This window comes from Pedobacter sp. 01T416_2 (assembly GCF_056398925.1).
Window position 1 is genome coordinate 1 of record NZ_JBFTQI010000219.1, and the last position, 7,917, is coordinate 7,917.

Here is a 7,917-nt window from a genome sequence, read left to right on the forward strand (position 1 = left end):
GCAGCAGCTCCTACCCCCAGTCCGCCGATCAATCGGAACAGGACGAAGAAAGTAAAATTTGATACCAGACCTGCTCCCAGGCCCGAGAGCGCAAACAGCAGTGCGCATGCGATCAGCGTTACACGGCGCCCGTATTTATCTGCAAATAGCCCAGCCGCCATCGCACCTGTAGCGCAGCCGATCAGTATTGAGCTAACCGCCCAGCCCAGCGAATATCCGTCAAGTCCAAAATAAGGCGTAATGTAAGGTATCGCCCCGGAAATAATAGCGGTATCAAATCCAAATAATAGACCACCTAATGCAGCCACCATACTAATAACAATAATAAACCTGGTGTTTATGGTTTCGGTTTTTGGCGCAGCTTGCGCTGACGGTTTTAAAGCAGGTGCTATAGCCATATGAACTGGATCGGTTTGGTTAGGTAAATACTAAGCTAGCTGGTTTTTATTTTGATCCCTTACACTTTCCTATCAAAAAAGTAAACTATCTTATTAAAAAAAAGAAAAAATCATTAAATTGTGATCAAAAACGTAAAATATCGTCAATCCATGAAGCCCTTTATTCAAAAGCTAACTCTCGATGAAACGACTTCGTTTGTGGCCAAAACTTTTAGAACGCCGGATTTTGAGGTGGGCTGGCACCAGCATATCGAATACGAACTGATCTTGTTTACCGAAGGCTCCGGACTAGGTTTTGTTGGCAATCACGTTGGTGAATTTGAAACCGGCGATATTTATTTCCTAGGTAGTAATCTTCCGCATACCTTTCAGAAAAGGGAACAGGGATTGATTACAAGTGCAGTGGTGGTCCAGTTCAGAGATGACTTTTGGGGCACTGAAATATTGAATATACCCGAAAGCCGCTATATCAAGAAGTTATTGGAGAGTTCATTGTTCGGCCTGAAAATCACGGGCAACAGTAAACGCCTGCTTTTTTCACTCATCAGCGAGCTGGAAACCACAATAGGGTTCCAGCGTATCCTGATCCTGGGCAAATGTCTCGACATCATTGCAACAGGTAAAGAGTATATCGAAGTATCAACACAGGACCTAAAACAGCCCAATAATAAAGATAGGGATTGTATCGACCGCATCTTCCAGTTTACCATCGATTCTTTCAGGGAGCCGATCTCGCTTTCCAGAGTGGCTGGTATTGCCTCAATGAGCGTGCCTGCATTCTGTAATTATTTTAAAAAAAGCACAAAAAAAACGTATATCGATTTTCTGAACGAGATCCGGATCGGATATGCCTGTACCTCACTTATGGAAACCAGGAAAACAGTTCTGGAAATATGTTTCGACAGCGGTTACAATACCATGGCCAATTTCCATAAACAGTTTTTAAAGGTAAAACAGACAACGCCATTGCAATACAGAAAATATTTTACTGCGGATTAATCAGCTATTATGAGAACGATACAGCAAAAGAACAGGAAGCCTGGCTTTTAGATCACCGCAAAAAAACATCAGCTCATTACCCGCGCGCAACACACGCTGCGCTACTTTAATACTTAGCAAAAAAACCGCCTCATAGTTGATTTATGAGGCGGCTCCTTTTTTCTGTATATCTGATTTATTTATAAAGACAATTCATTGCAATTAACATTCAAATCGAATGTACGATTATCACTGTTGAACAAGTGTATTCTATCCCTTATACCAATTGTACAGATTTGCTCTTTTTTCGTGAACGCAGGTATAAAACCAGTCCACCGAACGCGACAATCAATATCACAGGGATAATCAGTGTAGCCTGCAGGATTTCTGGGCCTGCAAGATTTTTGGCATTGGCAAGCGCCTGCCCCGATGCTGAACTTTCTGGAGCTTTTAAATAAACGTCAAGCGAGGCACCGGAAGGTAAATGTTTAACGATCAGGTTATCGTAAAAACTCCCCATAAACATCGTATAGATAGAAACCGCAAACATCCCCGCGCCTCCCATTAGATTTAGGCCCAACGCTCCGGATTTAGGGACATTCTCAGCGACAAAACCGATCATAGTTGGCCAGAAATAACAAACGCCTATACCAAAGATAATTGCTGCGAAAAAAACAGAATTCCCGGTAAATGTACCCAGCATGTAAAGTCCCAATGCGGCAAATATTGCAGATAAGAGCAGTACGCCCTGAGGGGCAAGACGGTGAACCACAGGTTCGGCAAAACCCCGGCCAATTACCATAATTCCGGTAGTCAGCGTGAGCAATAAAATGGCATTATCGGTTACATTTTTCAGTAATAAACCTATCCATTGCCCGGTAAATAACTCGGTAATGGCCGTACCGAACATACAGATAAACATAAAGATAAACAATGGAGAAAGTACTGCTTTATACATATCTGAACTGGAGTAACCGGATGATACCCTTTCGGTAACCGGAAAATCCAGCTTTGAAAACAGGTATCCGTAAATCAAAGTCGGAATGATCATCATGGCCACCTGCACCTTCCAGCCCAGTCCGAGCTGAACAAACAGGGTAACCAGCAAGGTACCGATCACAATACCTCCGGGAAACCATAAGTGAAAATGATTTAAGCGGGTAGTTTTATTTTCCGGATATAAAGCAGCTACAAGTGGATTACACGCAGCCTCCACCGTGCCATTGGCAATGCCGATCAATAGCGTTGATAAAAACAGGCTCCAGTAGCCCTGAGCAAAAATGGTCAGCACAATTCCGGCCAGGTGAAAGATAAAAGCCATCACCAGCAAACGTTTCATGCCGATCATATCGACCACAAATCCTCCGACTACAATTGCCAGCGGAAATCCCCAGAAGGCAGCAGCAGTAATGGTACCCAACTGACCGGTAGTCAATTGAAAATCGATGCCGAGCTGGTTCATGATACCGGCACGGATGCCGAAGGAAAGAGAGGTAACCAATAACGCCAGGCAGCTTGCCCAGAATAGTTTGGTGTTTTGAATTTTAAGCATATGTTTAGGTTTATATTTGGTTTAAAATTTGTTTATCTGCGGTTGTTCCGATGCACTTGCTACCCAGCCCTTTGCTTTTTACTTGTAAGATCCTGGTCAGTATCTGCACAAAAGTATTAGTCGCAATTAGTTTTTCATTGTGCATTAGTTATTTAATACGGTAAATTAAATATTTTTTCTAAAAAAACAATCGATTGCTTAGAAATAATAGCTGGAGAGGCCAACGACATCAGTCCGTAGCATACTCCGTTCGCTTTCTAATTCTTATAAATTTCTCTGATTATTCTGAAAAGTTCTTGTAGATGTTGCAGTGGTATATCCGATTCCCCGCCTAAGCTGTGTATTTCAGTGAAAGTTAAAGCGAAATGTGGTGACAGTTTAAATGCGGAACGGGTGGCCGTTTTTCCCGAAATGCCCCGTTCATTCTCAATTCAGAAATATCTCATCTAAAAATAACCAGGCTGGCTGTCCTTTAGCGGGATGCCATTCCGGTAGTTTCTTCAGGTTTTTGGCAATAATCTTTAGATAGGAAATCCGCTGAGGCTTAAACTTGGCTTCAATTTTAATGAGCTCGCGTTCCTCCATTTTTTCTGGCATGTTGGGTCTTACCCTACCCAGTAAATGCAGTTTATCTTTATCCGTCCCGCCCCATATCTCTACTTCGGTAGGCGGGAATATGTAGGGCTGTATCTGCTTCATCGCATGTAAGGTTACCGACTGCATCGTGACCGGCCTTTTAAAGTAAAGCATCGCCTCCATATTATTTTCCCTGAAAGCGATCCACTTGCCCAGGTTGAAATCATAATCTCCTAATTGACCGTCGGTCAGCACCGTTGCTCCCCCGGCCCTGTATTTCTCGTTGGCCGGCAATAAAAAGAAGATGCTGTCTGGCTTATAAGTGCTTCTGTAAAAATTAGCACTCAGCAGATCACTGCCGTACCAGCCTGGCTTGTATGCCCTGGCCTTAACCGTGGTATTCCCGCTAAGGACAATTTCCTTGTTATAAATGGGGGATTTAAGGCTGTCGGGTTCTGTCCCATCTGTAGTATACCTGATTTTAACCCCATTTATCAGGTGCTTCAATTGCAGGGTAATGGCATCTTTAAAAACAGTAACATCCGTATTCAGACGTGGCTTGTTCAATTTAACGGGGTGTTTTCCATCATCTTTAAAGCCCGCAATCACGGTCAGGTTCTTGCTTATTTTTTGTAGCTGAGACACTTCCGCTTCAGTCAGTCCTGTATTCCATAAAGTCAGCTGTTTGAGGCCATTCATGTTTACAACCTGTTTGACAAGATTATAACTCACTCTGGTACCAGAAAGGGACAAAACATTTAAATGTTCTAAAGCTGTTAAATATTTTAATCCTGTTCCGTTGATGTTCGTAAAATTCAGGTTCAGTTTACGCAGGTTTTCAAAGCCAGCGATGATTTTCAGGTCTTCATCGCCCAGGGGCATACCGCTCAGGTTTAATGATACAATCTGTTTTTTAACCTCGCTCAGTTCCTTTAACACTGATGGTTTATAAACACTTTTATTATAGATATTTACCGCCAAGGCCGGCGATTCCTTAGCTAAGGGGTAAATATTTCTGTAGTTATTGTTCAGTTTTTTAACGGTGGTCTCATCTGCTGCTGCAAACCCGAATTTCTCCTCCGGCGCATTGGTCGGGGCTAAAAAGGTGGTCGCCAATGAGCGTAAAGAATCATTTGCAGGTAAATCCATAACCTTCTTCTTCATTTCAGCATTGCTTTTTACCCAAAGTCTCAAAAGCTCCATCTCTTTTTCGCTCAGTTGGGATTTCCCTCTAGGGGGCATATGCTTTTTTTCATCCAATGGCAGATGTATCCGTTCCAGTAGCAAGCTGAGCCCAGGTTTTCCGGGTACAAAGAGCTTTCCCGTTTTCCCGCCTTTAAGAATCGAGCCGGCATTATCCATGATCAGATTGCCTTTCGCCTTTTCGATATTATGGCAGCTGAGGCACTTCTGAGAAAATATGGGCATAACCACATCTTCAAATATTTTTGCCTGCTCCAGCGGAACACTGGCCTTTTCAGCAGGGGTGCTTACCGGTTCCAGCACAAAATTATCTCCATGGGTCAATGCCGCACCATAGTGGCCGGCAAGGATTACAAAGAATATGGTAAGCACAGCTCCAGCCCTTGCCAGCGGCAGTTTATACCAGGCAGAATTCCTGCAGTAATAAATAAGGGTGGTGATGAGGACGATACTTACTCCCGTCCATTTATGCCATTGCAACGTGCTTCCCGAATACGCCTCCTCTTTAGAGAGGAACAGCCCCATGATAACGGTTACCGCTGAAAAAAGAGTACCGGAAAGCAGTAGCCAGGAAGTAAAATCATGGTAGAGTTTTTCTTTGGCATAAGCATCTTTAAAGCGGAAAAACTCCAGCAGCATCGCTAGCAGCAGAATAACGATCGGAAAATGCAGTACCATAGGGTGCATCCTTCCCAGCGGCTGTAACCAATATGGAACTGAAATCCTGTGGCCAAAAACCAGTAAAAAAATAATAAAGGCATTTGCCATGAACAGCATATTCTCTGCAAAACCCTTCAGCGTGATTTTCATTATATGCGTGTGAATTTATATGGATATACTTTTCCCGATGCCCATTGTGCGACATATAGATTTTCATCGTTATCTACGCACACATCGTGCGGGTTCAACAAAATCTTTTCCGCCTGGGCCATAGGCTGCAGCACTCCGTCTTTGTAAACTGGCAGCGTTCCCCCTATATTGGATATTACTTTATTGTTTTTATCCAAAATGGTCATAAAGCCGCTTCCGTCCTTACTTAGGTCAGGCGAGCGCAATACTGCCGCATACAGGTAATCATTTTTTATCACCGGCCTGCAGACGCAGGCCCCTGGAAGCGAGATAATCTCTTTCAGATTACCCTGCAGATCAAAGCGTTTAAAGCAGTTGCGGGTACGGTCTGTAACCAGCAAGCTTGGTGTGCTACTGCGTTTATCGATGCAGACCCCGTGGGCGTTATCAAGGTGTTTGGTTTCAGCTCCCCTGCCCCCGAAATAACTGAGCAATTTACCATCGGCACTATAATGGAACACATACTGCAGGCCATAACCGTCAGCAATAAAAAAATCACCGTTATCAGCTACCGCGGTTTCAGTTGGCACAAATTCTTCTTTCTTTTTATATAGACCAGTTTCCATCGGGCAATCAATGGTCATCAGGATCTTGCCATCCAATGTGGTTTTATAAACCTGGTGCCGGTTGGTATCTGTGATAAAAAGAAACTCCTTACCGTTTTCCTTTGCCAGGGTAAGCCCATGGCCACCGGGAAATTCATGTCCCCAGCTATCTAGCAGTTTCCCTGATTTATTATAAATGAGGATATTGTTTTTAGTCTCGTTGGTCAACAGGATAATTCTTCCCTTGGCATCCTGTACCATTTCATGGCAATCATTTACCGGGTTTTTCAAAGGGTTTAGCTGTCCCCATTTGTTATCCAGCATATAGTGCATATTGTTATGCCCATAAACAGGTCCCTTAGGTTTTGCCAGCAGATCTTTGGCAATAAAGAAACTGGCAGATACTACTGTAGTATGTTTTATAAATTTTCTTCTGTCCATAAACGGGATTTATATTAAAATGTCATTGATTACCTTACCGCTCACATCGGTCAGCCTATAACGGCGGCCCAGATGTTTGAATATCAGTTTCTCGTGGTTTAACCCAAGCTGATGCAGCACGGTTGCCTGAAAATCATGCACGTGTACAGGATCTTTAATGATGTTATAACCGAAGTCGTCAGATTCGCCATGCACGATCCCGGGTTTCACTCCCCCGCCCGCCATCCATATGCTGAAACAGCGCGGATGATGGTCACGCCCGTAATTATCTTTGGTCATCTTGCCCTGGCTATAATTGGTCCTGCCGAATTCACCACCCCAGATCACCAGGGTTTCGTCCAATAGCCCGCGTTGCTTAAGATCGGTGATCAGTGCAGCCGAGGCCTGATCCACATCTTTTGCCTGCGAGGCCATCTCCGAGGGAAGATTTCCATGCTGGTCCCATCCCTGGTGGTACAACTGTACAAAGCGGACGCCGTTTTCACTTAGTTYTCTGGCAAGCAGACAATTGGCCGCGAAGGTTCCCGGCACCAGGCAATCCGAGCCGTAGAGTTTGATGATATCATCCGGTTCTTTAGAAAGGTCGGTAATTTCGGGCACCGCAGTCTGCATCCGGTAAGCCATTTCATATTGCTGTACCTTGGCATTAATCTCTGGATCACCAAATTCCTTATACGACATATCATTCATCTCCGCCAGCTTATCAAGCATTTTTCTGCGTTCAAACCTGTTGAGCCCTTCAGGGTCTTTAAGGTAGAGTACCGGATCTTCTCCACTACTGAAGCGTACCCCCTGATGCGTTGAATCCAAAAACCCGTTTGTCCATAATTTCGAGTAAACCCCTTGCCCGTTACCTTTGCCGCGAGAGAGCAGAACGGTAAAAGCCGGCAGGTTTTTATTTTCGCTGCCAAGCCCATAACTGAGCCAGGCGCCCATACTTGGCCGGTTTCCCTGTTGCGCCCCTGTCTGGAAAAAAGTCAGTGCCGGATCATGGTTTATCGCCTCGGTAAACATGGATTTAATGATACAGATATCATCAACCACCTTTGCTGTATGGGGAAACAGGTCGCTTATCCATGCTCTTGATTCGCCATATTGTTTAAAATCATAGTATGAGCCCACCAGTGGAAAGGACGCCTGATTGGCTGTCATCCCGGTAAGCCGCTGCCCTGCACGGATAGATGCAGGAAGTTCCTGTCCCATCATCTCCCTGAGCTTGGGCTTATAGTCAAAAGACTCGAGCTGCGAGGGCGCCCCGTTCTGGAACAGATAGATTACCCTTTTGGCCTTTGGTGCAAAATCGGGAAGGCCAGCTAAAATATCGCTTTCATCCATGCTGCCCGAAAAGAGATCAGGCATCAGCAGGGAGCCAAGG

At 44.5% G+C, this 7,917-nt stretch carries 6 protein-coding genes; 1 reads left to right on the plus strand and 5 read right to left on the minus strand.

The features are described 5' to 3' along the window. On the minus strand, nt 1-398 hold a 398-nt coding region (locus AC1DPQ_RS11230), incomplete at its 3' end, for an MFS transporter (protein ID WP_477609303.1). Nucleotides 399-548: 150 nt separating this feature from the next. Between AC1DPQ_RS11230 and AC1DPQ_RS11235 the strand changes: the two genes are divergently transcribed. After that, nucleotides 549-1,397: an AraC family transcriptional regulator gene (locus AC1DPQ_RS11235; protein ID WP_477581405.1), complete on the plus strand. Its 849-nt coding sequence runs from the start codon at nt 549-551 to the stop codon at nt 1,395-1,397. Nucleotides 1,398-1,653: 256 nt separating this feature from the next. Here the strand turns inward: AC1DPQ_RS11235 and AC1DPQ_RS11240 are convergent, their stop codons facing one another. From AC1DPQ_RS11240 to AC1DPQ_RS11255, 4 genes are all read right to left on the minus strand, one after another. After that, nucleotides 1,654-2,928, minus strand: a complete 1,275-nt coding sequence (locus tag AC1DPQ_RS11240; RefSeq protein WP_477581406.1) for an MFS transporter — start codon at nt 2,926-2,928, stop codon at nt 1,654-1,656. Nucleotides 2,929-3,354: 426 nt separating this feature from the next. Next, nucleotides 3,355-5,517 carry an FN3 associated domain-containing protein gene (locus tag AC1DPQ_RS11245; protein ID WP_477609304.1) on the minus strand — a complete coding sequence of 721 codons (2,163 nt, stop codon included), beginning with the start codon at nt 5,515-5,517 and terminating at the stop codon, nt 3,355-3,357. Beyond that, entirely contained in the window at nt 5,517-6,542 is a 1,026-nt protein-coding gene (locus tag AC1DPQ_RS11250) for an NHL repeat-containing protein (protein WP_477609306.1), read from the minus strand. The genes AC1DPQ_RS11245 and AC1DPQ_RS11250 overlap by 1 nt, the downstream gene beginning before the upstream one ends. 9 nt (nt 6,543-6,551) lie before the next feature. Further along, nucleotides 6,552-7,917, minus strand: a 1,366-nt coding sequence (locus tag AC1DPQ_RS11255) for a DUF1501 domain-containing protein (protein ID WP_477609308.1), incomplete at its 5' end; no start/stop codon positions are given.